Below are 26,932 nucleotides of genomic sequence, written 5' to 3' on the forward strand. Positions count from 1 at the left end.
TTAATTAAAGGAAATATACAACTCAAGAGTAACATCGATTTTTGCATTTTAAAATAGTATGCATAACCTACGTTTCTCATTCATTCTATAAAAAGCACGTCCAGAACATCATTTTAGACCTTGAAGAAACAGCAGAAAGTAACATTGTTTATTTCGAAAAATTTTAGATGTGGCTCCTCAGGACAGGTCAATACTTCTTAAACTTATACAAAAGGGCTTTTACCAAACAGTTAAAACCAAGGCAGGTCATAAGCTTAGACGGCACTACCGGTGGATAACTATCTGGAAAACTACTTCCTAAATCCCCTCCCATCTCAACCTCATATTGATTATCTTTGTAGTAATGGAAAATTTTGTAGTATCAGCGCGTAAATATCGTCCGACCACGTTCGACAGCGTGGTGGGGCAACACCATATAACCAATACCCTTAAGAACGCCATCAGCAGCCAGCACCTGGCGCAGGCATTCCTTTTCTGCGGGCCACGCGGTGTTGGCAAAACCACTTGTGCCCGAATTCTGGCTAAAACCATTAACTGCCAGAACATCACCCCGGAGGTGGAAGCCTGCAACGTGTGCGAGTCGTGCCGCAGCTTTAACTCCAACAGCTCTTTTAATATTCACGAGCTCGATGCGGCCTCCAATAACTCGGTGGAGGACATCCGGAACCTGGTGGAGCAGGTGCGCTACGCCCCGCAAACAGGCAAGTACAAAATCTATATTATAGATGAAGTACACATGCTCTCGAACCAGGCCTTCAACGCTTTCCTGAAGACGCTGGAGGAGCCACCTTCCTATGCTATCTTTATACTGGCTACTACCGAGCGTCATAAGATCATACCTACCATCCTGTCGCGTTGCCAGATCTTTGACTTTAACCGGATCAGGATTGACGACATGGTGCGCCATCTGGGCAGCATCGCCACGAAAGAAAGTATACAGGCGGAGCCGGATGCCCTGCACCTGATTTCGCAAAAAGCGGATGGCGCACTGCGCGATGCCCTCTCTATCTTTGACCAGATGGTGACCTTCTCTGGCAGCAACGTCACCTACAAAGCGACGGTCGAGAACCTGCACATCCTGGACTATGATTATTACTTCCGCCTGACAGACCACCTGCTGGAGCAGAACCTTTCCGGCTCGCTGCTGCTGTTCGACGAAATCCTGAAGAATGGCTTTGATGCGCACAACTTCCTGATTGGCATTGGCGAACACTTCCGCAGCCTGCTGGTGTGCAAAGACCAGGCAACGGTGCAACTGCTGGAGGTTTCTGATAATATCAAGGCAAAGTATGTGGAGCAGTCAGCAAAGGCTTCTGTGTCGTTCCTGCTTTCGGGCCTGAACCTGGTGAGCACCTGCGACATGCACTATAAGAGCAGCAAAAACCAGCGGCTGCACGTAGAGTTGTGCCTCATGAAAATGGCGCACCTCAATGCTGCCCTGAATTTTGCCCAAAACGGAGAAGCAGCAAAAAAAGCTAAGGTAGCAGCGCCGGCACCAGCCGCTACCGGTTCAGAAGGTGCCAAAACTACGCCTGCGGCTGACATGCAGCCGCAGCAAGGACAAGAAGGGCAGGTACCTTCTGAGAGGCTGCAGCAGCCAACACCAGACAGTGTGCCGTCAGAGCGTTTGCAGCAACCGCAACCGCCAACGCCTTCCAGTGTACCGTCAGAGCAGTTGCAGCAACCACAGCCCCCCTCCCATGTACCGTCGGAGGGGCTTCAGCAGCCGCCAAAGCCACAGGAGGTAACGCCGGACGCGCACATTGCGCCAGCCAACCCGCAAACCCCGCCCGGTTCCGGTCCCATACCCAGCGCCCACACGCCGCGGTCTGGTGTGCAACTGCCTCCGGCCAAAAAGCTGAGCAAGCTGCCGAGCCTGAAAGATTTGAACGCACCACAGGCTGCTGTTACTGAAACTGCCGTAGCCGAGATTGAGGAGGAGGTAAATTATGGCACAGCGCCTCCTGTAGACAAAGCCCGCCTGAATACGGTGTGGCATGCTGTCCTGCGCAGAAAGAAGTCGGAGAATATGATGGAGTACACGCTCCTGAACCGGCAGTACCATGTGAGTGATGAGAACGAAATCACATTGCACCTCGAAAATCACGTGATGCTAGACCAGTTTACGTCCCTGCGTCCTTCGCTGCTGGCCGAACTGAAAAGAGAAACCGGCAACCGCGGTATTAAACTGAAAGCAGAGGTGATAGAAGTACAGGAGGAAAATAAAATGTACACCTCGCAGGATAAATTTAACTACCTCGCCGATAAATACCCCATGCTCGTCGATATACGGCAGCGCCTGGGCCTGGACATGGACTTTTAATCTGTAAATATTTCATATATTTATTTAAAAGTAGCAAGACATATTACAAGCCACTGCGGAAGCACCTCAGTTTGAGAATGAGTTAAGGTGCATGTATTTTTCAAAGTATGTGTTTCAACACCTGCTTCAGCGAGGCTTTATTTATGACTTACTGCTTTATTCTTATTCATAAACCAAGTAAAAACTATGGCTATAAAGAGAGGATCTTCCCTGTTGCTGCTTGCGCTGGGCTTAACTTTCACGCAATGCAAGAACGAGACATACCAGACGCAGTCGACCACCGACACTGCGGCAGCAGCCACCACGGCTCCTGCCTTAACAGATTACACGTATGAAACGGCACCGGATGACCCGCTGAATGCCCGTATCTATACCCTGGATAACGGCCTGAAAGTATACCTGACGGATTACGAAGAGGCTCCGCGCATCCAGACATACATTGCCGTGCGTGCGGGTAGCAAAAACGATCCGGCTGATGCCACTGGCCTGGCGCACTACCTCGAGCACATGGTGTTTAAAGGCACTACAGAACTGGGCACCGCCAACTGGGAAAAAGAACAGGAAGAGCTGGCAAAAGTGGAGGCGCTGTACGAGAAATACCGCAACACTACGGATGCTGCCATGCGCAAGAAGATTTACAACCAGATCGACAGCGTATCCGGTGTGGCAGCTACGTATGCCATTGCCAACGAATATGACAAAGCTACAACCGCTATTGGTGCCAAAGGAACAAACGCTTATACCTGGGTAGACCAGACGGTATACGTCAACGATATTCCGAGCAACCAGATGGAGCGCTGGCTGGAACTGGAGGCTGACCGCTTCCGGGAAATGGTGCCCCGCCTGTTCCACACGGAACTGGAGGCGGTGTACGAAGAAAAGAACCGCTCCCTGGACAGCGATGGCCGCAAAGTAGCAGAGGTCATCAACACAGAGCTGTTCCCGACGCACCAGTACGGTACCCAGACAACCATCGGTACCATCGAGCACCTGAAGAACCCCTCTATCACGGCCATAAAAAATTATTTTGACAGGTATTATGTGCCGAACAATATGGCCATTGCCATGTCCGGCGACATAGACTTTGACGAGACGATTCGCCTGATTGATAAGTATTGGGGAGAGTTAGAGCAGCAGCCGGTGCCTGATTTTAGTGTAGCACAGGAGCAGCCTATTCAGCAGCCTATTGTAAAGGAAGTCTTGGGTCCGGATGCAGAAAACGTGTCCATCGCTTACCGCACACCGGGTATCAACACAAAAGATGCCCTGGTGGTACAGATGATCAGCAACCTGCTCTACAACGGCTCAGCCGGCCTCATCGACCTGAACCTGAACCAGCAGCAGAAGGTGTTGCAATCTTACGCCTACGACACACCCATGAAAGACTACGGCACGTTCCGGATGACGGGGATGCCACGCCAGGACCAGTCGCTGGACCAGGTGCGTGACCTGTTGCTGGCGCAGTTGGACATGATCAAGAAAGGCCAGTTTGATGAAGAGTTGATGACGGCAGTGGTGAACAACGACAAAATCAACACCATGCAAGCCTACGAAGACAACAGCAACCGTGCAGACGCCTTCGTAACGTCCTTTATCTATGACATGCCGTGGCAGAAGTTTGTGAATCGTCCAGAGGAATTTGCGGAAATCACAAAACAAGACGTTGTGGATGTAGCTAACAGGTACTTCAACAATAACTACGTGCTGGTGTATAAGCGCACTGGCGAAGACCCAATGGCACAGAAGGTGGAGAAGCCAACTATCACGCCGGTAGAGGTTAACCGCGATGCACAATCCGATTACTACAAAAACTTCCTTGCGAAGGAAAGTGAAGTGCAGCCGCTGCAGCCGGTTTTCATTGACTATACCAAAGACATCACTCAAAAGCAGCTGAAAAACGATATTCCTCTGCTCTACACGCACAACAAGGAAAACGGCCTGTTCCAGCTTTACTACATCCTGGACATGGGCACCAACAACGACCAGAAACTGGGGATGGCGGTGAACTACCTGAAGTACCTTGGCACCGACAAGTACACAGCGGAGGAGCTTCAGAAAGAGTTCTTTAAACTGGGGACTTCTTTTGATGTGTTCTCTTCAGGTGAGCAGGTATATGTGAGCCTGACAGGGCTGGATGAGAACTTTGAGCAAGGCCTTAACCTGTTCGAGAGTGTACTGGCCAACCCGAAGCCAGACCAGCAGGCGCTGAACGACATGGTGGCAGGTACTTTGAAAGCCCGTGAAGACGCAAAGAAAAACAAAGGCGTTATTCTGCAGCAGGCGATGGTGAACTATGCCAAGTATGGCTCCAAAAACCCGTTCAACACCTTGCTTACAGAAAAGGAACTGAAGGCTGTGAAACCGCAGGAACTGGTGAACATCATCAAGAGCATTCCTTCTTACGAGCACCGCGTACTGTACTACGGCCCACGTGAAACAGATAACCTGGTGGCAACCCTGAACACTGGGCACAACGTGCCTGCTACGCTCAAGCCGGTGCCGGCAGAGAAAGTATACGCTGAGATTGATTTTAAAGAACCAACTGTATACTGGGCAGACTATGACATGGTGCAGGCTGAAATGCTGTTCCTGAGCAAATCTGTGCCTTACAGCAAGGACATTATTCCGGTAGTAAGGTTGTACAACGAATATATGGGCGGCATTGTATTCCAGGACCTGCGCGAGTCCAAGGCACTGGCTTACTCTACGTACTCTTTCTACTCGCCTGCGTCTAAGAAAGACCGTGCAAACTATCTGCTTTCCTACATCGGCGCACAGGCCGACAAGCTTTCTGAGGCCATGGCTGGTATGCAAACCTTATTAACCGACATGCCTTTGGCTGATGCTAATTTTCAGAATGCCCGTGCCTCCCTGCGCAACAGCATTTCTACAGAGCGCATCACAAAAGCAGGCATCCTGTTCGACTACGAGCGTTCCAAAAAGCTGGGGCTGAGCCACGACATCCGTCAGGATGTATACCAAAGCACCAACAGCATGACCTTTGACCAACTGCAGGAGTTTCAGCAAAAATATATAAAAGCCCAGCCGCAGGCCATACTGGTGATTGGCTCCAAAGATAAGCTGAACTTTAAAGAACTGGAGAAATACGGCAAAGTGAAGCAGCTAAGTTTGAAGGAGCTGTTTGGTTATTAAGCTCCCCCATCCCTCTCCTAAAAACAGGAGGTGGTTACTTTTCCTTTGGATTTTTAAATAAAGGGATGTAAAATATTGCATCTTTATAAGAGCAGAAGCGGCAGCCAAAGTTTGGCTGCCGCTTCTGTTTTACCTCTCCCTGCTAAAGGCAGGAAGAGAATGCGCTTTTCAACCTCCGCCTTTACTGCAGGTTTTCACCAGAAGCGAAAAAGATTGAGAGCTATAAATGTTAGCGACCATACCAATCCCGCCGAGTCACCCCCGGGAAGCAAGGAAGTCTTTTTGTTTTGGCTGTTTCGGCTGTACTACAACACTTACGATTTAATTATGATCCGATAATGTATCTGAAAAAGGTAGCCGACAAAAAAATTTAAAACAATATATAAATCAACAGGTTAGAACAATAATGCTGTTTCTCCAGCAGAAATATTTTTTTATCCTCTAATAATAAAACTATGCTAAACCAATTAACCAGATTCAAGTTTTCAGCGCTACTCCTTGTGCTCTGTACTTTTGCCTTTACCAGTTGCAAAGATGTTGACGATAATTTTCCGACTCCTTTCAAAGATGTTAAAGTGTATGAGATACAGTCAGTGGCAGATCCAAACATTGAGGGAACAGCAACATTTGCAAAGCTTAACGACGGAACAACCTCTATCACAATCCAGTTATCGGGCACACCCGCTGACGGAAGGCATCCTGCGCACATTCATGGCAACACAGCTGTAGAAGGAGGTGGTATCGAAATCTCATTACAACCAGTAAACGGAGCTACCGGACGAAGTGTAACGATTGTTCGGGAAACAGACGCTGGAACGCCTGTATCTTATGAAGACCTGCTACAATATGATGGCTATATCAACGTGCACCTAAGCGAGGATAACCTGGCAACTATCGTGGCGCAAGGCGACATTGGCCAAAACGAACTGACAGGTGAATCTAAAGAGTATATTCTGGAAGAAAGAGCTGTACCTGGAATTAACGGAACGGTCCTTTTCGAAGAAAGAAAGAATGGGGAGGCTTTAGCCACTATTGCTCTCACAGGCACTCCTGATGGCGGTGATCACCCTGCACATATTCACCAAAACTCGGCTGAAGTAGGAGGTGGCATTGTGTATACCTTTAATCCTGTAAATGGCACCACGGGGATGAGCAAATCAAATGTGGCCATGCTTGACGATGGTACTCCGTTTGGCTATGACGATGTGCTTACTTACGATGGCTATGTAAATGTGCACTTAAGTGCTGCAGACCTGGCGACGATAGTGGCGCAAGGTAATATAGGCTCTAATGCTTACTAGTTGATAACTTTTAACTTCTATTAAAAAGAGAAGGTCTCCTGTCAAGGGAGACCTTCTCTTTTTTTACAGGTGTCGCATTATAAAATTTGCAGTTTCACCATGGCTCACCTGTATAGGCTGTAGCGTTTTGTTGTCGGTGAAAGCACCAACAACGGCAGGAAAATCTTCATTTTTTTGGAAGGAGCTTAACCTCATTCAGTATAAGTAGAATGTTGTAAGTTCACACCAGCAACAAACAAAAAAGGCTGCCTAAGAACATCTCAGGCAGCCTTTTTTTAAACTATAGAACTCTTAGAAATTAGCTAACGCCCTATTCAGCGTTTCGCTTGGGCGCATGGCTTTAACAGCTTTGTCTGTATCCGGGTGGAAATAACCGTCTAATTCTACAGACTGACTCTGCACCGCGTTCAACTCATTTACAATCTTCTCTTCGTTCTCACCCAGCTCCTTAGCCAGTTTAGAGAATCTTTCCTGTAGTTCTTTGTCTTTAGACTGCTCGGCAAGTGCCTCTGCCCAGTAAAGTGCCAGGTAGAAATGGCTACCACGGTTGTCAATTCCGCCCAATCTGCGGGTTGGCGACTTGTCTTTCTCCAGGAACTCAGCGTTCGCTTTATTTAGGGCTTCTGCTAACACCTCAGCCTTTCCATTTTTAGTTTTGTAGGCCAGGTCTTCCAACGAAACAGCAAGGGCCAGGAACTCACCGAGTGAATCCCAGCGCAGGTAATTCTCTTCCATGAACTGCTCCACGTGCTTTGGCGCTGAGCCACCCGCACCTGTCTCGAACAAGCCACCGCCATTCAGAAGCGGAACAATAGAAAGCATTTTGGCACTGGTACCCAATTCTATAATCGGGAATAAGTCAGTTAAGTAGTCGCGCAGTACGTTGCCTGTTACAGAGATAGTGTCTTTACCAGTTCTGGCGCGCTCTAACGTATAGCGCATCGCTTCTACCGGAGACATGATTTTGATTTCAAGGCCATCTGTATCATGGTCCTGCAGGTAGCGGTTTACTTTCTCAATCAGATTGGTATCGTGTGCCCTGTTCTGGTCCAGCCAGAAAACAGCAGGGGTATTCGTAATTCTTGCTCTGGTTACAGCCAGTTTCACCCAATCCTGAATCGGCAGGTCTTTGGTCTGCGTCATTCTGAAGATATCACCTTCTTCTACTTTTTGCTCCAGCAGGGTATTTCCGGATGCATCGACCACGCGAACAGTACCACTTTCAGTCATCTCGAAAGTTTTATCGTGCGAGCCGTACTCTTCCGCCTTCTGGGCCATCAGACCAATATTCGGAACAGTACCCATGGTGGTCACATCAAAAGCACCGTTTTCTTTATGGAAATTGATGACCTCCTGGTAAATGCCGGCATAGCTACGGTCCGGGATAATGGCTTTGGTATCGTGCAACTTGCCATCGGGTCCCCACATTTTTCCGGAGGAACGGATAGCTGCCGGCATAGAGGCGTCGATGATGACATCACTTGGCACGTGCAGGTTCGTAATTCCTTTATCAGAATTAACCATGGCCAGTTTAGGCCCTTTTTCATGGGCAGCCTTCAGGTCAGCTTCTATCTCTGAACGCTTGTCTTCAGGCAGATTTTTAATTTTAGCATACACATCGCCTAAACCGTTATTAGGAGACACGCCTAGCTCCTCAAAAGTAGCGCCATGCTTCTCAAATACATCTTTAAAGAAAACCGTAACGGCATGCCCAAACATAATAGGGTCAGACACCTTCATCATGGTTGCCTTCAGGTGCAGGGACAACAGCACGTCGTTGTTCTTAGCATCTTCTATCGCCTTTTCTAAGAAAGAGCGCAAGGCCTTTCTGCTCATCACAGCAGAATCAATTACTTCGCCTTTCTTCAGGCTTGTCTTTTCTTTCAGCGTTTTGGTGCTCCCGTTAGTACCAACAAATTCTATTTTAACATCACCGGCCTTCTCCACAACAGCAGATTTCTCACTGCCATAAAAATCGCCGCCTTCCATATGGGCCACATGCGTTTTGGAATCAGAACTCCATTCTCCCATCGAGTGCGGGTTCTTTTTGGCATACTGCTTTACAGCCTCAGCTACACGGCGGTCAGAATTTCCTTCCCGCAGCACCGGGTTCACAGCGCTACCGAGAATCTTGGCATAACGCAACTTCGTTTCTTTTTCAGCGTCGTTCTTAGGCTCCGATGGATAGTCAGGAATTTTGTATCCCTGCTCCTGAAGCTCTTTGATGGCTGCCGTTAATTGGGGAATAGAGGCGCTGATATTTGGTAACTTGATGATGTTTGCTTCCGGAGTTTTTGCTAGCTCTCCCAGGTAGGCAAGGTCATCGCCTTGTCTTTGGTCTTCCGTCAGGCTTTCAGGGAAAGCAGCAATGATACGTCCGGCAAGGGAAATATCTCTTGTTTCTACCTCAATACCAGCGGCTTTCGTAAAGGTCTCTACGATTGGCAAAAAAGAGCGTGTTGCCAGTGCCGGCGCTTCATCCGTTATAGTATAAACAATCTTAGCTGTTTTTGTCGTCATTTTATTTTTAGTTTAATTTCTATTACCACCAACGCGGGAAGTAAGTACAGGTTATAGTAGCAAATAAGTTATCATAGCAAATATAAGAGTCTTTTTGAAATAGGCTAATGAAGAATACGCTTTCCTGCTCCATGTATACCCTTTCTTTGAACTTATAACGGCTCAGGGAAGGTGCTGCCTGAAACCCAACAGCTAGTGCAGCAATAGCCGCGGTTGATTGTTCTCCCACCTTAATCTTCCTATCTCCCGCCATGGCCTGTTCATTTGCTTCTGCAAAAAGTCTTCCTCCCAGTTAAACTGTACAATCGTTTCTTTGCTCAACACCCTGAAAGTAGCATCCTGTAAGGGTATGTTATGTTTTGCAGCCCAGAATGCAGTAAATTTTACCAGTCCGTCCTTTACCTGTACCGTATCCTGAGGGTAAGCACCAATTGTCTGAGACCATTTGGTGAACATCCTGCCAAAACTATAGGTAGAGGCCTTGCCTTGCCTATCGATGATAGGCAACCAAACCGTCTCCTTGTTTGGAGCGACATATTCCACGGCCAGTATGTTGTAGCTGCCTTCTTCAAAACCGGTGTATACCAGGTTTTCTGTTACACCCAGTAACTTGGCATTTATAACTTCCAAAGGAAGGAAGGCCTTTGCTGTATAGTAGCGGAGTGTAGAGGTGCCTAAGTGCTCGCTGGCATTGATGACTAAAGGAGCTTGTAGCAGCTTAATCAGTTGGGCCAGCACGAGGTAGCAGGTAAAAAAATACAGCAGCTTCACTTTAACATCTTCCCGCTTTATGCGCCAGTAGCCATTTGCCTCCTGCTCTACCCGCCCGCCCTCTGGCACGGCAACTAAAAAAGGCTTCAACCACGAAAACCGGTGCAAAGCGAATATGCTGTTACTGCGACTGCCGACTTTACCCCTGATTCTGGACCAGAAGGAATCCGGCAGCAGGAGCATGTATACGCCGGCAAAGGTGAGGCCGAAGGAGGGTATAGGAAAGGTTAAGACAATACCCAGGTGCATGCTTACACCAATCAAAGCCAGCCAGGATCGGATTTTCCCGAACGGAAGCAGGAAGATAAAAAGCAACTCGAACAGCATCACCAGGTAACCTAAGCCCGTAATAAGCTCCTCCTGGTTCAGCAGCCACGAATGGGCGGTGTAAATTTGATTGGGAAGCGAGGCAGGCAACCACACGCCAAGTCCTTTCAGCCACATAGCAGACGCCGCCTTATGAAAAAAGGAATCTACGTACTGGAGGCAGAGCACCAGCAGAACAGGTAAGAAATAATATACCTTTCGCACTTTCTGCTCTCCCCGCTGAGGCCGTTGCAACTGATACAGAAAACTGTCTACGGACCAGGTGTTGGCCATGGGCAGTATGATCAGCAGAAAGCTGAGCCCAACTAAAGCGGCATCAAAGTGATATTTGATGGTGGTAAAGGAGGAAAAGAACACCAGCACCAGCACATAATTAATAAGGGCGGCTGTTCTGGTAAAAAAGCCAATCAAGAGAAAGAACAGCACTCCTAACCAAACAAGCAGCACCAGCGAAAAGCTGAGTTCCGCCTCCACTATGTAAGGTGTCGGGTCGAAGTACAGGTGGCGGAAGTAAAAAACCTTTGCCACTTCCACCAGTAGGATAAGGCTGAAGAAAACCCGGAATATACTTAATCCTAAACCAGTAACTTGTGTCTGACAAAGTTCCTTGAACTTAGTGTAAAAAGGGAGCATGCGTACGTTTGCAACAACAGGGGAAGGAGAAAGCTTATAGCGCTAACCCAGGGGCTAAGCTATAAAAAAATTTCCTGGTATAGCTTACTCTGATTGTTTTATACACCTGTACCTGGTTTAAATGGAAGCAGCACACGAAGCTATTTGCTTTACGGAAGAGCCGGTTCAGAAATTCTCCTGCCCCTGCAGCAGCTGTATTACCAGCTCATCGCTTATCTGGGAGAACTCGTCATAGAACTGTCCCACAGCCTGGAAATAAGGAGGCACCAGCAGGCATACCACCTCATCTACCATACTATCAATCATGTCGTAGGCAGAGGCTGATGCCACAGGCACAGCTACCACAATTTTGCGCGGTTGTTCTTTTTTAACCAGCTCTATTGTTGCCATCAGCGTTTTGCCGGTGGCAACACCGTCATCCACAATAATCACTAACCGGTCTTTCAAATGCACTAGTTTCCGGTCGCCCATATAAAGGCTGTATTTCTGGCGCAGGTTCTCGCGGATACGTTCAACTTCGGCCTCAATATACTCTGCTGTGACATCTGCCCTTTCATCCACCGCCACGCTTGCCAAACTGACAGAGCCTATAGCGAACTCCGGGTTAGAGGGGTGCCCGATCTTTTTGGAGAGTGTGACTTCCAGTGGCATCCCCAGTCGTTTCGCAATGGGAGCCGCCACTGGCACGCCGCCTCGGGGAATCGCCAGCACGGCCCCCTGCTCTCCTCTGTATTTCTCCAGCCGGTCTGCCAGCAGCAGCGCCGCCTCTTTTCTGTCTCGTATCCTTTCCATGGCTGTGTGTTAATTTTGAATGACTGAATACTTAACTTCAAAAGCCAGACAACAGCGTAGCAGGATCCCAATCGGGTAAGCTGAAACTGCCTAAACATCAGTTTTATTAATGTGATGTTCAGTCATTCGAAGTTCAGTTATTCAGCCTTAATCAAGGCTGGTTCTGCCGCAGAGGCTGCTGTTTTTCAGATGCAAGGTACTTCCTGAACCAGTCAGTAGCCAGTTGTGCCGCCATTTCCAAAGCGCCCGGCTCCTCGAAAAGGTGCGTAGCATCCGGCACAATCTCCACATCTTTGATGATTCGTAGTTGGTTGTTCGCCTGGATGTTCATTTCCAGCACGTTTTCATCTTTCCCACCTACAATGAGTAAAGTCGGGGACTGCACGTCCGGCAGGGCAGTATCAGCCAAATCAGGTCTACCCCCTCTGCTCACCACGCACTTGATAATGTCTCCTCCTAAAGCGGCAGCGGCACCCAAGGCAGCCGCCGCTCCTGTGCTGGCACCGAAGTAGCCAAATCCATATGCATTTGTTCGGGGGTCTTTCTGAAGCCAATAGGTCGTTTCAATCAAGCGCTGAGTTAACAGCGGAATATCAAACGGCTTGCTTCCCTGCTCATCTTCTTCTGGAGTAAGCAAATCGAACAGCAAAGTACCGAAGCCAGCCTTTCGCAGGTGCTCCGCCACAAATCGGTTCCGCTCACTGAGGCGGCTACTGCCGCTTCCATGCGCGAAGACCACAAGGCCTTTTGCTTCTTCCGGAATGGCGAGGTCTCCTACCAGCGCCGCATCCGGCATATCAATTCGTACACTTTCGTTTATAATATAGTTTGCCATAGTTCATTAGTATAGTTCAGACAGCGGCCATGTTGCCAAAGCCTACTCTACTATGGAGGTACGACCTCTCCCCTCCAAAGTTCAGGCGGCACAACTACCTACCTGCCATCTGCCGTAATCAGTATACCTAGATCATTTGCCATGCGATACTTCATCCCACTGCTCCTCTTTCTGTTTGCCTTCAACAGCGCATGCACTCCTGAGCAGCAGAACTCAGAGAATGAAAGCACCTTAAACAGCAGCGGCATCGATTCGCTGGAGGCAGTGCAGGAGGAGCCACAGCGCAAGGAGGAAACACCCGGCACCGATACGATGAGCTTTGAGGTGGCTTTTGAGCGTTTTTTCAGAGCGCTGCAAACAAGAGACACCGTAGGGCTGAATCAATTTGTTTCGCCTGAGCAGGGTATATGGCTGATAGAACAACCGGGTGCTGTGCCGGCTTATACGCACTTCCAGAATATACAAGTTGTGCAACGCAGTTACCAGAATCTGCCATTTACTTCTATAAAGGAGCAAATGCAGGAGTGCGACCTGCAGGAGCAGCAGGAATTTCCGGAATTCAACTGTGCCTGGATGGACAGGGGCCGTTCGGGGTTCGCAGAGGACGGCTGCTTCTATAAAAATGCTACTGACTTCAAAAAAAGCGACATGTGGAAGTACGCCAGTTTAGAAGAACAACAGGAGGAGGACATACAACACATGCAGCAGCAGGTACAGAAAACCGTGTTGCACACCCGCACTTCCTATCGCTTCCACTTTGCCCATGATGGCGAAAAGTGGCGCCTGCTATTTGCAGACCTCCGCGTACCCTGCAGCGCGTAAGCAATTTTGAATGATTGAATAGGAAACACGTACGAAAGTGTGAGCGAGTCTTATAAGTCGAATTAGCAGCCCTTTTAAACGTTCGCTCAACTACTCATTCAAAAGTTATTTATTCAGTTATTCATAATTAAAACAGATGGCCTACTACAGAAATTTTGATGCTCCCCCACCTGACCCGGCTGTTTTAAAGCAGCTCACAGCACAACAGAATGAAATGCAGCAGCGGGTGCTGCTACAGAAACCGGACTTTAACCTGAAGCTGATTGCCGGCTGCGACTCCTCCTTTATAGGTGAAGACACGATCCTTTCTGTGTTTGTGCTGCTGAAGTATCCTGAACTGGAAGTTGTGGAGAAAGTATGGCACCACGGGCCTGTGGAATTACCTTATATTCCAGGATTTCTGGCCTTCAGAGAAGTTCCCAACCTACTGAAGGCCTATGAAAAGTTACAGCAAAAGCCTGACTTAATCATGGTGGATGGCCATGGCATATCACACCCGCGCAAGCTGGGCATCGCCACACACCTGGGCCTGCACCTGAACAAGCCCACTATGGGCGTGGCTAAAAAAGTACTGGTAGGGAAGTATACAGAACCTGCTATCACCAAAGGTTCTGTTTCGCCTTTAGTCTATAAAGAGGAAGTCATTGCCAACGTACTTCGCACCAAAGACAAAGTAAAGCCTGTATTTGTATCGCCGGGCCACCTAATGAACCTTGCCTCTGCCACTGAGATAGCCATGGCTTGTGCTGTGAAGCATAAGCTACCGGAGCCTACCAGGTTGGCGGACCATTATGCGGCGGTGTTTAAGGGGGAGGTGAAGTAATTGGCACAGACACTCACAGGTCTGGAAGACGCTGTGAGGTCTTTTGAGCGACCGCTTCCGTATAGGCAGAGATGCAGCAAATGGCGATACTTGAACCAGGTAAGTTTTACCATGTCTATACTCAGGGTAATAATAAGGAAACTGTATTTAAGGAAAAGGAAAACTACTATTACTTTCTACAACTCTATCGCAAATATATTTCTCCTTATGCAGATACATTTGCGTACTGCCTGCTGCCGAATCACTTTCATCTTCTGATTAGAGTTAGGGAGGAGGAATTGATAATGAACCCTGATACTTTAGGTGAACCAAGAATCATCAATTTAGTACGACAGTTTCAGCACTTGCTGAATGCCTATGCCAAAGCTATTAACATAAGGTATAACCGTACAGGTAGTTTGTTCCAGGAACGTTTTAAAAGGAAGGAAATAACGTCAGAAGCGTACTTCACGAGACTGGTCTTCTACATTCACCATAATCCACAACACCATGGCCTGATAGAGGATTTTAGCGATTGGCCTTATTCCTCATACCATAGCATTCTTTCCAAAGGCACAACAGTTCTGCAGCGAGAGAATGTACTGGATTGGTTTGGCGGAAGAGCCTCCTACAAAAATTTTCACGAGGAAAACGCCGCCGACTTTACAAGCACCATGCCTCTCCTGGAGGAGGACGAGCTATGAAGCCTGCTCAAAAGACCTCACAGCGTCTTCCAGACCTGTGAGTGTCTGTGCCAACAACCGCAGCCCTCTCACTCATAAACCACTGCCATTCTGTCTTAAAACCCGCAAAACACCTTTCTAAATCCTGACATAATTACATACAACTTACCTAAAAGTACCAATGGAGCGTAAGTTGATGATAGAGTTAGTGTAAGTGCAACCAAAGGAAAACAGACAAAGACATGAACTTTAACAACTATACCATTAAAGCGCAGGAGGCCATACAAAAGGCTACTGAGATAGCAGGCGGCAATCAGCAGCAGGCTATTGAAACTGGGCACATACTAAAAGCAATTCTCGCTACAGACGAGAACGTTACGAATTTCCTGTTGCAGAAGCTGAACATCAATGGCAACATTCTCAACAGCAAGTTAGACGAAATTGTAGCCGGCTACCCAAAAGTAACAGGTGGTGGAGGGCCATACTTAGCAAATGATGCCAATGCGGCGCTGCAAAAAGCTACATCATACTTGAAAGAGTTTGGCGATGAGTATGTCGCCATCGAGCACATGCTGCTGGGTCTTTTAGCGGGCCGCGACAAAGTGGCGGGCCTGATGAAGGACGTGGGCTTCAATGAAAAGGACCTGAAGAAAGCCATCAAAGAATTACGCGGTGGCGCCAAGGTAACAGACCAGAATGCAGAAGCCAAATATAACTCGCTGAAGCGTTACGCCAAGGACCTGAACGAATTGGCGCGTGCCGGTAAAATTGACCCGGTGATTGGCCGTGATGAAGAAATCCGACGTGTGCTGCAGATTCTGAGCCGCCGTACTAAGAACAACCCGGTGCTGCTGGGTGAACCTGGTGTAGGTAAAACTGCCATAGTGGAAGGCCTGGCGCAGCGTATTGTGGCGGGTGACGTACCGGAGAACCTGAAGTCGAAAACGCTGATGAGCCTAGACATGGGTCTGCTGGTGGCCGGTGCCAAGTATAAAGGTGAATTTGAGGAGCGTCTGAAGGCGGTGATTAAAGAAGTAATTGACGCCGAAGGAGAAATTGTTCTCTTCATTGATGAAATTCATACGCTGATTGGCGCAGGTGCTGGTGGCGAAAGTGCCATGGACGCAGCCAACCTGCTGAAGCCAGCATTGGCGCGTGGTGAACTGCATGCCATTGGTGCGACTACCCTGAAAGAGTACCAGAAATATATTGAGAAGGATAAAGCTTTGGAGCGACGTTTCCAGGCCGTGATGGTGGACGAACCAAATGTGCCGGATGCCATCTCGATTCTGCGCGGTATCAAGGACAAGTATGAGTTGCACCACGGGGTACGCATCAAGGACGATGCGATTATTGCCTCTGTGGAACTGTCGAACCGCTACATTACAGACCGTTTTCTGCCTGATAAGGCGATTGACCTGATGGACGAAGCGGCTGCGAAACTGCGTATAGAAATTGATTCGCTGCCGGTAGAACTGGACGAGATTCAGCGCCGCATCATGCAGCTGGAGATTGAGCGCGAGGCGATTCGCCGCGAAAACGATAAGGATAAAGAAACGATACTTTCTAAAGAAATAGCAGACCTTTCTGGAAAGCGCGACGATTTGAAAGCTAAATGGCAAAACGAAAAGCAAATCATTGAAGGGCTGCAGCACGAGAAAGAGAACATTGAACAGTATAAACTGGAAGCGGAGCAGGCGGAGCGTGCCGGTGATTACGGCCGCGTAGCAGAGCTGCGCTACGGCAAAATTCAGGAAGCTGAAGCCAAACTAAAGCAGTTGCAGGAGCAGGTTCGTGAAATGCAGGGCGAAAACCCGATGCTGAAGGAAGAAGTAACAGCCGAGGACATTGCCGAGATAGTAGCCAAATGGACAGGTATACCTGTCAGCAAGATGCTGCAAAGCGACCGTGAAAAGCTGTTGAACCTGGAGCAGGAACTAGGCAAACGTGTAGCAGGTCAGGAAGAGGCCATAGAAGCGATTTCTGATGCCGTGCGCCGAAGCCGTGCCGGTATGCAGGATCCCAAGCGTCCGATTGGCTCATTCATTTTCCTGGGTACAACGGGTGTGGGTAAAACCGAGCTGGCAAAAGCGCTGGCCGAATACCTCTTCAACGACGACAACGCCATGGTGCGTATTGATATGAGTGAGTACCAGGAACGCCACGCGGTGAGTCGCCTGATTGGTGCGCCTCCGGGATACATAGGGTACGATGAAGGTGGCCAGTTAACAGAGGCTATACGCCGTAAGCCATACTCTGTAGTACTGCTCGACGAGATTGAGAAAGCGCACCCTGACGTGTTCAACATCCTGCTGCAGGTGCTGGACGATGGCCGTTTAACAGACAGCAAAGGCAGAGTAGTGAACTTCAAGAACACCATCATCATCATGACCTCGAACATTGGCTCGCACATCATCCAGAGCAATTTTGAGACGATGGATGACTTTAACCACGACGAGGTGGTGGACCGTACCAAAGACGAAGTGTTCGACCTGCTGAAGAAGTCGGTAAGGCCGGAGTTCCTGAACCGCATCGATGAGCTGGTGATGTTCCGTCCGCTAAGCCGTGGCGACATCAGAAAGATTGTGGATATCCAGTTCCGACACATCCAGGACCGTCTGGAAGAGACAGGTATACAGCTAATAGCGACTGACGAGGTGCTGGATTATCTGGGCGAGCAAGGTTTCGACCCGCAGTTCGGTGCCCGTCCGCTGAAGCGCGTGCTGCAGCGCCAGATTCTAAACGAGCTTTCAAAGGATATCTTGTCTGGCAAAATCAGCAAGGATTCTGTGGTGGAAGCCATACTAGAGGACGGCAAAATTCGTTTCGTGAACGTGGACGTAGAGATACCGACAGGAGAATAAGTAGAAGTATAAGTTTAAAGTTAGCTATAGACCCCGCTATTCCTTTGGAGTAGCGGGGTTTTTGTTCTCTTACCTATAGTTAAACCTGTAATGCATGCCCAAGCTTGCCTGCCTTTGCCTGTCACTAAAATAAGAATCAGCTCCTTTCCATAGGTAAAGTGGCTCCAATACAAATTTTTGTCCCAGCACAAACTGGCCACTTAACATGTTGTCTGCTCCGTTGTAACTGTACTTGAGAAAGCTTCCATTGCTCAGACCAAATCCGCTGCCAAAACCGAACCTGTACCGATAACCTGGAAAAGGAGAAGGAAAGTGATGCGCAAGTTCTATATCAGTAAAGAAAAGCTGCGTAGGCCCCACGCGCGCATAAAGCTGTGGATATACCGCCGTTCTTTTGCTGGCACTCATAGGCGTGCCAGTTCCATCTTCCTGAAGATTCTCCAGCGTGTATACCAGGTCGCCCGCATGCATACCCGCTCCAATACCCAGCCATATCCGGTCGTATCTGACATAAGGGTTGACACCCCATAGAGCAGAAGAATTTATCTGATTGGTCGCAACTCCATTTTCCAGTTTTGTTTCATGATGCTTACCGGCATAAGCATTAGCCCCGTACGTAAACTCGTGTTTTTCGTGTTGCGTCGTTACGGAAAAACCTGCACCTCCTACCTTATACTCTTGTTGAAAGTAGCCGGTATTGCTTACGCCGCTACAACCGCTACCTGACTCAATAGTATGCGAGTTCTGGTAGTCGCCGCTACCATACCCTAGCTTTAAGGTGTTAAACCTGCGAACAACAGTAGAGTCTTCCGTATAAGATCTCTTAAAAATCAGGGTTTGGCTCATGAGCAGCAAAGGCAAGACTAGGGCTCCTAAGGTAAGCCATCGATATTGCATAACTGTATAAGCCCTGAACACTGCAGCACTTACAAAGGCAATGGCAGGCACCAAAGCCATGTTTACAGCCAGCAGCTCTGTATAGGTAAACCAATTTCGTAGACCCCAGCTAACGAAAATCAGACCAAGGGTCAGCACAGTTGCGTAGGTCACCGTCGGAGCTGGTTGCTGCTGTTCCCTTTCTGCTGTAAAGGTATGTTCCCGGTAAAAGAATAGCACGCCCAGTACGCAAAGCAGCACCAGTAAAACCCATTGCACATCTTTCAAGCCAGCCACCATAGTGGCAGCAGCGTAAGCAGCATCATATCTGGAAAATTCTACAAAGAACCGCAGACAGCTATACAGTAAAATAGCACCGAGAAACATATTACCTGGTGCCTTTATATACTTTTTCACATACAGCAGCGCCATAACCACCAGCAGGCAGGCTGCCGTTTCATAAAGCTGTGTTGGATGCACCGGAAGTGAATAAAAGTCTCCTGGCGCTATATCTCCTGCTGTAAACTGGTGGTAGTGTGGTAGCGTTCCGGGTTCGTACTGCGCCCCCCATGGCAGGGTAGTGACATTGCCATGGCAGCAGCCTGCCAGGAAACAACCTATCCGCTGTATGGCAATCGACAACGGCAGTGCCAGCGCGAGCGCATCCAATGCATTTACCTTGAAGTATAAAAGCCCTCTGATGACTGGAAATCCTATCATCGCAAGAAATAATCCTCCTAAAAGAATCTTATTACTGGTATACGGCAGGTCTTGCCTCATAAGGAGCCCCTCCCATTCCTCAAAAGAATAGGTAAAGAGCTTTGTACCGACGATAAACAAAAACCATGTAACGGCTACAGCCACTGCCCATGCAGTTATATTGAATCGCCTTTTGTATCCCTCCCAAAACAACCATAAAAAGCTAAAAAAGAAAGCTAACAGGTACAGGATGTCGAACCACAGCCCGCCGTTTACAAGCACTATGAACAAAGGTAAGCTCATATCTTCTGTGGTTAAGGGGTGCATTTGTTCCGGGAAGCTTAACAGGTAGCCTCCTAAAATCACCTTATATTACAAAAAAAGATATGATATAACAATTACAAGATACGCAATAAAAGATTTCCCTGCTGCAGGTTTAGCAACAGGGAAAATACAGCTTTGCTAGTGTGACAGTTGCACCTGATCTTACGACGTAAAGCACCGTGCTTTACAACATTTTAGCTGCTATATTTCTTAGACAAATTCCAGCTTCCGCAAAAACCTCACAGTGTCTGAAAGACCTATGAGTGTCTTGTTAGCTATGCAGCAACGGCCATGGGCACAGACGCTCGCAGGAACTGCGCACGCTGCGAGGTCTTTTGAACTGGGACAGTTACACATGCTTAAAATAGGTTACTGTGTTTTTCACTTCCCAAACTCTATCCTCTTTCCTTTCCTCGCCGATTCCCGTGCGGCCTCCAGAATCTTCACTACCGTCAGGTTGTTTTCCAGCGAAGAGAGATCGTGTTTTGGTTTGATGTCGCCTCTGACCACGGCAGCAAAGTAAGACACATAATCCTGGTAAGGAGCAGCGAGCGGCTCTATTTTATCTATAGTGAAGTCTCCATCTGCTTCCTTTTTTGAGCGCAGCATGACACTGTCCACCGCCTGCAGGTAGCCGGTCTGGCCAAATACTTCAAGGTCCTTTATATTATAGGGCCAGTTCCAGGAGGCTTCTATAATGCCGGTAGCCTGCGGATACTCCAGGATAATAGTAGCGTCATCATCCACATCAGGGTAAATCTCTGGTTTCAGCTGGCGAGTGATGGCCGTCACAGCCAAGGGCTCCTGCCCCTGCATCAGCCATGTCATCAGGTTAGCCCCGTAGCAACCAAAATCCATAATTGCGCCGCCGCCGTTTTTTACCGGGTCCGTTAGCCAACTTGTGAACTCTTTGGAGCAGCCAAGTTCTTTGGGCCCGATGTTGCCGTCGTGCACCACCATCTTCCGGATATCCCCTACCGCTATATGATGGCTCACCATAATGTGCAGTTCCTGGTTACTGGGATACCAGGTGGTTTCGTAGTTGGTGAGCAGGTGTATCTGGTGCTTGCTTGCCAGTGCCGCCATGCGTTCAGCATCTTTTACTGTGGTAGCCAAAGGCTTTTCCACCATCACATGCACACCCAAAGGCGCACAGGCTTCTACCACCGCTATATGTTCTGCTATAGCATTATAGGCCATCACCACATCGGGCTTTTCATACTCTAGGAGCGTAGGCAAGTCTTTGTAAAACAGCGATTTTGGTAGTTGATAACTCCTGCGGTAGCGCTGCACCAGTTCCTCGTTTTCTTCTGCAATGCCTACCACCAGCACATCCTCCTGCGCAAGTCGTTCCAGCGCTCCTTCCACATGGTCGTGGCTTAGACCTGCCAGGGCTACTTTTAATGGCTGTTTTAACTTAGCTGAGTAATTGTTTTTAAAAACCATCTGTACTTTAGTAAGTGTATTTCGCTTTATGGAGGTTAAACAGCAAAGGGTTCTTCGCCTAAACCTGCCCTGCCCCAAAGGCTTACGTAAAAGCATCAGCATAATTTACCCCACAAACCAGCTTTTGTTAAACTGTCCCAGAACAGCTTTCTTATGCTTAAATAAAATCAGGTTTCTGTATAACATAGCCCATAGTGGGCGCTATTATTTACGATACGTAACTACACATTAGTAATTAGAATAATTATAACAATATACCTAAAATTACAACAATCGTATACATAGCGTATACTTGCCCACTGTATAATTGGTCAAGCCATTCATCTCTTAAGAAAAGGCTTTATGAGAAATGCTGCGATTGCTTTTTTTGCAGCCGCTTGGCTGCTGCTCCTTAGCGTATGTGCTGCTGTGCAGGCACAGAGCCCAAATACACAACAGGCTAAGTATCGATGCTGGGTATATCTTAAGGGATCCAATCCAGTGTACAAAGGCGTACTGCTTAGCACCAGTGACTCTACAATTCAGGTCCTGCCAAATGCTAAAAGCTACACCTTTCCTCTGACAGCTGCTCAAACGCCAATATCCATTCCGGTGACAGCTATCGAAGAAATAAGGTTCAGATCAAAAGGAAGTCCGGGCCGTGGGGCGCTTTTTGGAGGCTTAATAGGCATCGCGACCGGTGCGATTATAGGTTTTGCGGATGGTGACGATGAAGGTACGTTCCTGGCATTTAGTGCCGAAGATAAAGCACTTATGGGCAGTACATTGCTGCTGCTGCCCGGAGTTGGTATAGGTGCGGTGGTAGGCAGCGGCAAAAAGAAAGTCTATATACAGGGCAAACCGGAAGTTTACCAGCGTGCCCGGGGAAGTTTACAACAATATGCCTTGCAATCAAGTCCTCTATACTAGTGCGTTAAACATGTAGGGCGGGACAAACAACAAAAGAAGCACCAGCCATACGGCTGATGCTTCTTCATTCATACCTTTTTGAGTTTTTACTGAAAGTTCGGCACCACCTGTAAACTCACAGGCTTGTGTACCTCCGCCTCATGGCCTGTTGCTGTTAGCTTGCCCGCTGCTTTATCTATTTTAAAAGAAACAATATTATTGGAGCGCTCATTAGCTACCAGCATCACATTGCCTGTCAAGTCTACTGTGAAATCACGAGGCCAGTCACCCCCTGAAGGCACTGTCTCTATGAAGGTCAGCTTTCCGGTGCTTTCATCAATTGCGTAAACCACAATGCTGTTGTGCCCGCGGTTGGAGCCATACAGGTACTTGCCATCCGGCGACACTCTGACAGCAGCAGGGTAATTGCCCCCGTTAAAGTCAGCAGGCAGTGTTGATAGAGTTTGGATTTCGGAGAGACCACCATTGCCACTGTCATAGGTCAAAGCCGTCATCGTAGAGTTCAGTTCATTGATGACATAGGCATACTGCCCATCAGGGTGAAACGCCATTTGACGGGGCCCGGCACCAGGTGCGGCGGCAAAGGCCACAGCAGGCTCCATTGGTTCCATTGCGCCATTTTCAGCATTCAGGCGGTAACCGTATATTTTATCTACACCCAAATCTACTGCATACACATATTGATTGTCGGGACTCGGTGCCACGTAATGCGCGTGGGCTGCTTCCTGGCGATCTTTGTTTGGTCCGGTACCTTCATGCTGCTCCACGGAAGCGGCTTCTGTCAAAGTTCCGTTCTCCTGTATCGGAAAGGCAGCAACGTTGCCGCCCATATAATTTGCCACCAACACTGTTTTACCATCATCGCCGATAGAAATATAGCAGGGCGCGCCTCCCTTAGAAGCCACCTGGTTCAGGAGCGTAAGACTGCCTGTTTGCTGATTTACAGAAAAGGCGCTCACGGCACCGCTCTGCTGGCCCTGGTAATCCATTGTTTCGTTTACCGCATACAGGTTATTCCGCTGCTCGTCCAGGGTCAGGAACGACGGGTTGGCCCCGCCTTTAAAGCCGCTTACGCGGCTGAGTTCTCCGGTTTCAGGGTTCAACTGGTAAAGAAAAATGCTTTCGTTCTCCGGGTCAGCGTAAGTACCTACATATACCATATACGTTTCTGTATTTTGGGTTTGATTTCCTGTTGCAGCTTCTGCTGATGCCGCGTTATCGGACTCTGAGGAAGTACAGGCAGAAAAAGCCATCGATAAACTCATAACACCTACTGCTGCTACTTTTACAAAGTTGCGCCGTGCATGGTTGTGGAGATAATTCATATAGTTGTTTGGATGGGTTAGAACTATGGTTTATACCAGCGAGACCTTTTTGAAGGGCAAGGTTGGCTTAGTTAAACTCAAATTAACAAATATTGTGGTACAAGCTTAAACAAACATGCTTATTTATGAAAGGACGGCGTTTTCTAAAGCTTTAAAGCAGAAGACTGGCTGCAATGAAGCACAAACGCTGCCAAACATCTATGATTTGACTACTGGCACTTCTTTATCATATCGTGTCGCTGTTGCAACTCAGTAGGTAAAACTTTAATTTGCACTTTGTTTCAATAGCAACATACCGCACCCTTACTGTGTCTTCTGTTTTCTCAACGTACCTCGAACTGGGCTTTCATCATATTTTTGATTTTAAAGCCTACGACCATATGCTGTTTCTCCTGGCACTGAGCGCCATCTACACATTGAGCGACTGGCGCAAAGTAATCGCGTTGGTTACCGCCTTCACCATCGGGCATTCTATTACGCTGGCGCTTGCCACATTCAACATCATCAAGTTTGATACAGCACTAATTGAATTCCTGATTCCGGTCACCATCCTTGTCACCTGCATCACCAATTTCTTTAAGCTGAAAGGCGCTGCTTCCAAGCAATCTACTGTTCTTTCGTTGCACAACCTGATGGCGCTTTTCTTTGGCCTGATTCATGGGATGGGCTTCTCTAACTTTCTGAGGGCGATGCTGGGGCGCAGCGGCAGTATCTGGCAGCAGTTGCTGGCTTTCAATATTGGCATAGAATTGGGGCAGTTACTAATTGTTGCTATCTTGCTTATATTGGGTGCGATAGTGATGAATATTTTTAAGGCAAAAAAACGCGATTGGATTATGGTGCTATCAAGTGCCGCAGCAGGCGTTGCCTTAGTTTTAATGATGGAGACCAATATATTTTAACGTTCAAACACTTATATTTGAACTTTATAGGGAAACGCATCTCTTATTAATTTACCTTAACTAATAATCTAACTATACTACACCTAATATTCATGAGAAACCTTTTAGCAGGTTTGGCGCTGGTGGGCTTAGTGGCAGGGCCGATGGCGGCGCTGGCACAGGACACTAAATTCGGGCAGCTGGGACAAGAGCTGCCAACGCCGAATACCTACCGCACGGCATCAGGCGCACCCGGCCACCAGTACTGGCAGCAGCGCGCAGATTATACGATAAAAGTAGAGCTGGACGACAAGAACCAGTCTCTTACCGGCTCCGAGACCATCACCTACACCAACAACTCACCGGACGTGCTGGGTTACCTGTGGGTGCAGCTGGACCAGAACATCTTTGAGCCAAACTCCATGAGCAACCTGACCAAAACAGGTACGCTGCAGGACAGAATGTCGCTGCAGGCAGTGGACTACCTAACGCGTGAGGAATTTGACGGCGGCTTTAAAATCAGCAAAGTAACAGACCGCGGCGGCAAGACGCTACCTTATACCATCAACAATACCATGATGCGTATCGACCTGCCTTCGCCGCTGAAGCCAAACCAGAGCTTCACCTTCAACGTGGACTGGAAAAACAACATCAACAACCAGAAAACCCTCGGCGGTCGTTCGGGCTATGAATACTTTCCTAAAGACGACAACTACCTGTACGAGATAGCACAGTGGTTCCCGCGCATGGCTGTTTATGACGATGTGAACGGCTGGCAGCATAAGCAGTTCCTGGGTAGCGGTGAGTTTGCCCTGCCTTTCGGTGATTATAAAGTGAGCATCACGGTTCCGGCTGACCATGTGGTGGCAGGTACCGGCGAACTGCAGAATGCCAACCAGGTGCTCTCTTCCACACAGCAGAAGCGCTGGGCGCAGGCCGCAAAAAGCGACAAGCCTGTCGTAATTGTAACACAGGAAGAAGCAACGCAGGCAGAAAAAAACAAAGCCACAGATAAGAAGACATGGGTATACGCCGCTAAAAACGTGCGCGACTTTGCCTGGGCAAGCTCCCGCAAGTTTATCTGGGATGCCATGAACACGAACGTGGGCGGCAAAAACGTGCTGGCGATGTCTTACTACCCGAAAGAAGCAAACCCACTTTGGGGCCAGTACTCTACGGAGGCAGTAGGCCATACCCTCCGTGTTTATTCCAAACATACCATCGACTATCCTTACCCGGTGGCTATTTCTGTACACGGCCCTGTGGGCGGTATGGAGTACCCGATGTTGTCGTTCAACGGCTACCGTCCTGAAGAAGACGGCACTTACTCTGACCGTATCAAGTATGGTCTCATCTCTGTTATCATTCATGAAGTGGGGCATAACTTCTTCCCGATGATTGTGAACTCCGATGAGCGCCAGTGGACGTGGATGGATGAAGGCCTGAACACCTTTATGCAGTACCTGGCAGAGCAGGAATGGGAGCGCAATTATCCATCGCGTCGTGGTGAGCCAAAGGATATTGTGGAATATATGAAGAGCGCCAAAAACACGCAGACCCCGATTATGACAAACTCTGAGTCGGTGCTACAGTTTGGCCCGAACGCATACGGAAAGCCCGCTACAGGCCTGAACATCCTGCGCGAAACAGTGATGGGACGCGAGTTGTTTGACTACGCTTTCAAAGAGTATGCAAAGCGCTGGGCTTTCAAGCACCCAATGCCTGCTGACTTCTTCCGCACCATGGAAGATGCCTCAGGCGTGGACTTAGATTGGTTCTGGAGAGGCTGGTTCTATACCACCGACCATACCGACCTTGCTATTACAGATGTAAAATGGTACGCCATTGACGCACAGAATCCGGAGTTTGTGAATGCACAGCGCCGTGAGCAGCTGAACCAGGCACCTCAAACGCTTTCGCAGCAGCGCAACCTGCAGGACATACCTAAAACGCTGGTAGACGAGAAGCCTGAGCTAAAAGACTTCTATAACAGCTACGACCCACTGGCCACAACAACCACTGATTTGCAGCGCCACCAGCAGTTTATGAAGAACCTTACACCAGAGCAGAAAAAGGCTCTGGAGTCTGGCCTGAACTTCTATGAAGTTGGTTTCCAAAATAAAGGAGGACTCGTGATGCCGCTGATTGTGAAGATGGCGTATGAGGATGGATCAGAGGAAGTGATGAACATTCCGGCTGAAATCTGGCGCTATAACAACAACGAGATTACGAAGGTGTTTATCACAGAAAAGCCTGTAGTTAGCTTCACGCTGGACCCATACCTGCAGACGGCAGACACAGACTTGTCGGATAACAGCTATCCGCGCCGTATGGCACCGTCCCGTTTCGAAATTTATCAGCAGCAAAACAGGCAGCAGCAAAATCCAATGCAGCGCGAGCGTGCCACAAGCCGCACAAACGGCGGCGGTAGCAGCAATTCTGCTCAATAGCTGAGACTGTTATACACTAAAACAGCAATGCCTTCAGGTACTACCTGAAGGCATTGCTGTTTTATAAGTATAGGACTTTCGCAAACTGTACCCAAGCGAAAAAATTAAGTAGAAGTAGTTGGAGGGAGAAGTAGCATGAAAACAGCTATAGATATGTACTGCCAATATCTGTTGAGTACGCAGGTTAACTATACCT

General features: G+C 48.4%; 17 protein-coding genes. 10 read left to right on the forward strand and 7 right to left on the reverse strand.

Annotated elements, in window-relative coordinates; genetic code table 11:
* Nucleotides 1-343: 343 nt before the first annotated feature.
* From E1919_RS19345 to E1919_RS19355, 3 genes are all read left to right on the forward strand, one after another.
* Nucleotides 344-2,323 carry a DNA polymerase III subunit gamma/tau gene (locus E1919_RS19345; RefSeq protein WP_162055068.1) on the forward strand — a complete coding sequence of 660 codons (1,980 nt, stop codon included), beginning with the start codon at nucleotides 344-346 and terminating at the stop codon, nucleotides 2,321-2,323.
* A 186-nt stretch (nucleotides 2,324-2,509) separates the two neighbouring features.
* Complete coding sequence (locus E1919_RS19350; RefSeq protein WP_237144649.1) at nucleotides 2,510-5,476, forward strand: M16 family metallopeptidase; 2,967 nt, start codon at nucleotides 2,510-2,512, stop codon at nucleotides 5,474-5,476.
* A 455-nt stretch (nucleotides 5,477-5,931) separates the two neighbouring features.
* Entirely contained in the window at nucleotides 5,932-6,777 is an 846-nt protein-coding gene (locus E1919_RS19355) for a CHRD domain-containing protein (protein ID WP_202915942.1), read from the forward strand.
* Between the two features lie 291 nt (nucleotides 6,778-7,068).
* Here the strand turns inward: E1919_RS19355 and E1919_RS19360 are convergent, their stop codons facing one another.
* From E1919_RS19360 to E1919_RS19375, 4 genes are all read right to left on the reverse strand, one after another.
* The gene (locus E1919_RS19360; protein ID WP_162055069.1) at nucleotides 7,069-9,297 is read right to left on the reverse strand and encodes an NADP-dependent isocitrate dehydrogenase; all 2,229 of its coding nucleotides are present in this window, start codon (nucleotides 9,295-9,297) and stop codon (nucleotides 7,069-7,071) included.
* 192 nt (nucleotides 9,298-9,489) lie between these two features.
* Nucleotides 9,490-11,028, reverse strand: coding sequence for a hypothetical protein (locus tag E1919_RS19365; RefSeq protein WP_162055070.1), 1,539 nt, complete (start codon nucleotides 11,026-11,028; stop codon nucleotides 9,490-9,492).
* Between the two features lie 165 nt (nucleotides 11,029-11,193).
* Nucleotides 11,194-11,820, reverse strand: coding sequence for a phosphoribosyltransferase (locus E1919_RS19370; protein WP_162055071.1), 627 nt, complete (start codon nucleotides 11,818-11,820; stop codon nucleotides 11,194-11,196).
* A 151-nt stretch (nucleotides 11,821-11,971) separates the two neighbouring features.
* Nucleotides 11,972-12,655, reverse strand: a complete 684-nt coding sequence (locus tag E1919_RS19375; RefSeq protein WP_202915943.1) for a dienelactone hydrolase family protein — start codon at nucleotides 12,653-12,655, stop codon at nucleotides 11,972-11,974.
* Nucleotides 12,656-12,796: 141 nt separating this feature from the next.
* Between E1919_RS19375 and E1919_RS19380 the strand changes: the two genes are divergently transcribed.
* The 4 genes from E1919_RS19380 (at nucleotide 12,797) to clpB (ending at nucleotide 17,826) form a co-directional block, all read left to right on the forward strand.
* Nucleotides 12,797-13,477: a hypothetical protein gene (locus E1919_RS19380; protein ID WP_162055072.1), complete on the forward strand. Its 681-nt coding sequence runs from the start codon at nucleotides 12,797-12,799 to the stop codon at nucleotides 13,475-13,477.
* 136 nt (nucleotides 13,478-13,613) lie between these two features.
* Nucleotides 13,614-14,300: a deoxyribonuclease V gene (gene nfi / locus E1919_RS19385; protein ID WP_162055073.1), complete on the forward strand. Its 687-nt coding sequence runs from the start codon at nucleotides 13,614-13,616 to the stop codon at nucleotides 14,298-14,300.
* Nucleotides 14,301-14,380: 80 nt separating this feature from the next.
* The gene (locus E1919_RS19390; protein WP_202915944.1) at nucleotides 14,381-14,983 is read left to right on the forward strand and encodes a hypothetical protein; all 603 of its coding nucleotides are present in this window, start codon (nucleotides 14,381-14,383) and stop codon (nucleotides 14,981-14,983) included.
* Between the two features lie 221 nt (nucleotides 14,984-15,204).
* A complete protein-coding gene (gene clpB, locus E1919_RS19395; protein ID WP_162055074.1) occupies nucleotides 15,205-17,826 on the forward strand; it encodes an ATP-dependent chaperone ClpB in 2,622 nt (873 codons plus the stop codon).
* Nucleotides 17,827-17,895: 69 nt separating this feature from the next.
* On the opposite strand, the gene E1919_RS19400 is transcribed toward clpB, so the two are convergent.
* On the reverse strand, nucleotides 17,896-19,704 hold the full coding sequence (locus E1919_RS19400; protein ID WP_162055075.1) for a prolipoprotein diacylglyceryl transferase family protein: 1,809 nt from the start codon (nucleotides 19,702-19,704) through the stop codon (nucleotides 17,896-17,898).
* A gap of 402 nt (nucleotides 19,705-20,106) precedes the next feature.
* Nucleotides 20,107-21,171, reverse strand: coding sequence for a Gfo/Idh/MocA family protein (locus E1919_RS19405; protein ID WP_162055076.1), 1,065 nt, complete (start codon nucleotides 21,169-21,171; stop codon nucleotides 20,107-20,109).
* A 480-nt stretch (nucleotides 21,172-21,651) separates the two neighbouring features.
* Here E1919_RS19405 and E1919_RS19410 point away from each other — a divergent pair, with 480 nt between their 5' ends.
* Nucleotides 21,652-22,080, forward strand: a complete 429-nt coding sequence (locus E1919_RS19410; RefSeq protein ID WP_162055077.1) for a hypothetical protein — start codon at nucleotides 21,652-21,654, stop codon at nucleotides 22,078-22,080.
* Nucleotides 22,081-22,166: 86 nt separating this feature from the next.
* On the opposite strand, the gene E1919_RS19415 is transcribed toward E1919_RS19410, so the two are convergent.
* Nucleotides 22,167-23,405, reverse strand: a complete 1,239-nt coding sequence (locus E1919_RS19415) for a lactonase family protein (protein WP_162055078.1) — start codon at nucleotides 23,403-23,405, stop codon at nucleotides 22,167-22,169.
* A gap of 308 nt (nucleotides 23,406-23,713) precedes the next feature.
* Between E1919_RS19415 and E1919_RS19420 the strand changes: the two genes are divergently transcribed.
* Together E1919_RS19420 and E1919_RS19425 are read left to right on the forward strand one after the other, a co-directional pair.
* Nucleotides 23,714-24,307: a HupE/UreJ family protein gene (locus tag E1919_RS19420; protein WP_162055086.1), complete on the forward strand. Its 594-nt coding sequence runs from the start codon at nucleotides 23,714-23,716 to the stop codon at nucleotides 24,305-24,307.
* 92 nt (nucleotides 24,308-24,399) lie between these two features.
* Nucleotides 24,400-26,736: a M1 family metallopeptidase gene (locus E1919_RS19425; protein ID WP_162055079.1), complete on the forward strand. Its 2,337-nt coding sequence runs from the start codon at nucleotides 24,400-24,402 to the stop codon at nucleotides 26,734-26,736.
* Nucleotides 26,737-26,932: the final 196 nt, after the last annotated feature.

Source organism: Pontibacter pamirensis (assembly GCF_010015475.1).
Classification (GTDB): domain Bacteria; phylum Bacteroidota; class Bacteroidia; order Cytophagales; family Hymenobacteraceae; genus Pontibacter; species Pontibacter pamirensis.

Excerpts from the sequence above, each read along its gene's own strand:
- E1919_RS19355 (WP_202915942.1), top strand. The coding sequence starts at position 5,932 with ATGCTAAACCAATTAACCAGATTCAAGTTTTCAGCGCTACTCCTTGTG.
- E1919_RS19380 (WP_162055072.1), top strand. The coding sequence starts at position 12,797 with ATGCGATACTTCATCCCACTGCTCCTCTTTCTGTTTGCCTTCAACAGC.
- E1919_RS19350 (WP_237144649.1), top strand. The coding sequence starts at position 2,510 with ATGGCTATAAAGAGAGGATCTTCCCTGTTGCTGCTTGCGCTGGGCTTA.
- E1919_RS19405 (WP_162055076.1), bottom strand. The coding sequence starts at position 21,171 with ATGGTTTTTAAAAACAATTACTCAGCTAAGTTAAAACAGCCATTAAAA.
- E1919_RS19360 (WP_162055069.1), bottom strand. The coding sequence starts at position 9,297 with ATGACGACAAAAACAGCTAAGATTGTTTATACTATAACGGATGAAGCG.
- E1919_RS19345 (WP_162055068.1), top strand. The coding sequence starts at position 344 with ATGGAAAATTTTGTAGTATCAGCGCGTAAATATCGTCCGACCACGTTC.
- E1919_RS19390 (WP_202915944.1), top strand. The coding sequence starts at position 14,381 with ATGGCGATACTTGAACCAGGTAAGTTTTACCATGTCTATACTCAGGGT.
- E1919_RS19415 (WP_162055078.1), bottom strand. The coding sequence starts at position 23,405 with ATGAATTATCTCCACAACCATGCACGGCGCAACTTTGTAAAAGTAGCA.
- E1919_RS19365 (WP_162055070.1), bottom strand. The coding sequence starts at position 11,028 with ATGCTCCCTTTTTACACTAAGTTCAAGGAACTTTGTCAGACACAAGTT.
- E1919_RS19400 (WP_162055075.1), bottom strand. The coding sequence starts at position 19,704 with ATGAGCTTACCTTTGTTCATAGTGCTTGTAAACGGCGGGCTGTGGTTC.
- nfi (WP_162055073.1), top strand. The coding sequence starts at position 13,614 with ATGGCCTACTACAGAAATTTTGATGCTCCCCCACCTGACCCGGCTGTT.
- E1919_RS19425 (WP_162055079.1), top strand. The coding sequence starts at position 24,400 with ATGAGAAACCTTTTAGCAGGTTTGGCGCTGGTGGGCTTAGTGGCAGGG.
- E1919_RS19370 (WP_162055071.1), bottom strand. The coding sequence starts at position 11,820 with ATGGAAAGGATACGAGACAGAAAAGAGGCGGCGCTGCTGCTGGCAGAC.
- E1919_RS19375 (WP_202915943.1), bottom strand. The coding sequence starts at position 12,655 with ATGGCAAACTATATTATAAACGAAAGTGTACGAATTGATATGCCGGAT.
- clpB (WP_162055074.1), top strand. The coding sequence starts at position 15,205 with ATGAACTTTAACAACTATACCATTAAAGCGCAGGAGGCCATACAAAAG.